The following is a 1,520-nucleotide window of genomic DNA, read 5'->3' as shown; positions in this document are numbered from 1 at the left end:
CGGTCCCTGCCGCGCCCAGTCCGCCAGCCGCGCGGCGATGCGCGCCACCAGGGCCCTGCCCTCCGGCGTCCGCTGGTCCTCCCAGGGGAAATAGGCATACCAGTCGCGCCACCCGGGCTCATCGCGGTCGATCCGCGTCAGCGCCAGGTAGGAAATCAGGATCGTCCGGTCGGCCGGGGCATCGACGCCTGGGGTATCAGCACCTGGGGCATCGGCACCTGGGGCATCGGCAAACGTGTATAATTGCTCGACATGGCCCAGCACATGGCCGGTCTGGCGCTCGACCCACAGACGCAGCCCGGTCTGCAACGAGCGGTGCCCCGCTTCCAGCGGTCCCGCCGGCAAATGCCGCCCCGCGCCCAGCGTCAGCACCATCGGCCGGTCATCGCTGACCGCGATCAGCACCGCGACCAATTCAGAAGCCATCGCGTTCGGTCATGCCGCCCCCCTGGTCGCTCCCCCCCTGTCGGCGCCCGTCGCCGTCCCCTATCATGCCGCCGCCAAGAGGCACTCCGTGGGGCAGTCTATGTCGAATGTGTCGGAATACGAATTCCTGGTCTTTCTCGTTCTGGCCATCTTCGTGCTCGAACTGCTTGCCCGCCGGGCCCGCCTGCCGCCGGCCGGCGCCTTCATCCTGGGCGGCATCGCCCTGGCCCTGGTGCCGGGCGTCCCGGCCCTGACCATCGATCCGGACCTGATCCTGCTGGTCTTCATGCCGCCGCTGCTGATGCACGGCGCCTATTTTACCGTCTGGCGCGAGTTCCGCGCCAACCTGACCGGCATCCTGCTGCTGGCCTTCGGCGCCGTGGCCTTCACCACCCTGCTGGTCGGGCTGGCGGCCCACTGGCTGGTGCCGGCCCTGCCGTGGGCGGTCTGCTTCACGCTGGGAGCCATCGTCTCGCCGCCCGACGCGGTGGCGGCCGGCGCGGTGCTGGAACGGCTGGCCCTGCCGGGGCGGATCAGCGCCCTGCTGCAGGGCGAAAGCCTGCTGAACGACGCCAGCGGCCTGGTCCTGTTCCGCCTGGCCCTGACCGCGGCGCTGACGGGCAGTTTCAGCGCGCCGGCCGCGTTCGGCGCGCTCTGCCTGCTGTCGGCGGGGGGCGTGGCGGTCGGCTTTGTGGTCGGCCATGCCGGCCTGCTGGTGCTGCGGCGGCTGCGCGACAGCGAATTGACCATCACCGCGACGCTGCTGCTGGCCGTCGCCTCGTATATCGTGGGGGACCGGCTGCATGTCTCGGGCGTGCTCTCGACCGTGACCGCCGGGCTGGTGCTTGGCTGGCACCAGCACGAAATCATCAGCGCCGCCACCCGCGTGCGGGCCCAGGCGTTCTGGAAGGTCATGGTCTTCCTGCTGGAATCCATCCTCTTCATCCTGATCGGCCTGTCGCTGCGCGGCGTGCTGGAACGGGTGGATACCCATCCCCAGGCCCTGCGCGCGCTGGCGGCGCCGGTCGCGGGCGTGGTCGGCGCGCTGATCGTCTCGCGCTTCCTGTGGATCTTCGGCACCGACCTGCTGCATC

1 protein-coding gene and 1 pseudogene are annotated in these 1,520 nt (G+C 70.5%); one reads left to right on the top strand and one right to left on the bottom strand.

Features of this window, described 5'->3' with window-relative positions; translation table 11 throughout:
- A pseudogene (locus HUK84_RS17810) lies at positions 1-426 on the bottom strand (hypothetical protein); the annotation flags it as partial.
- Between the two features lie 88 nt (positions 427-514).
- On the opposite strand from HUK84_RS17810, the gene HUK84_RS17805 reads away from it, so the two are divergent.
- Positions 515-1,520, top strand: a 1,006-nt coding sequence (locus tag HUK84_RS17805; RefSeq protein WP_317135309.1) for a cation:proton antiporter, incomplete at its 3' end; no start/stop codon positions are given.

It is taken from the genome of Nguyenibacter vanlangensis, from assembly GCF_013376155.1.
Lineage (GTDB): Bacteria > Pseudomonadota > Alphaproteobacteria > Acetobacterales > Acetobacteraceae > Gluconacetobacter > Gluconacetobacter vanlangensis.
The sequence above is the reverse complement of the archived record's forward strand: the minus strand, read 5'-3'. Positions and strand labels throughout refer to the sequence as shown.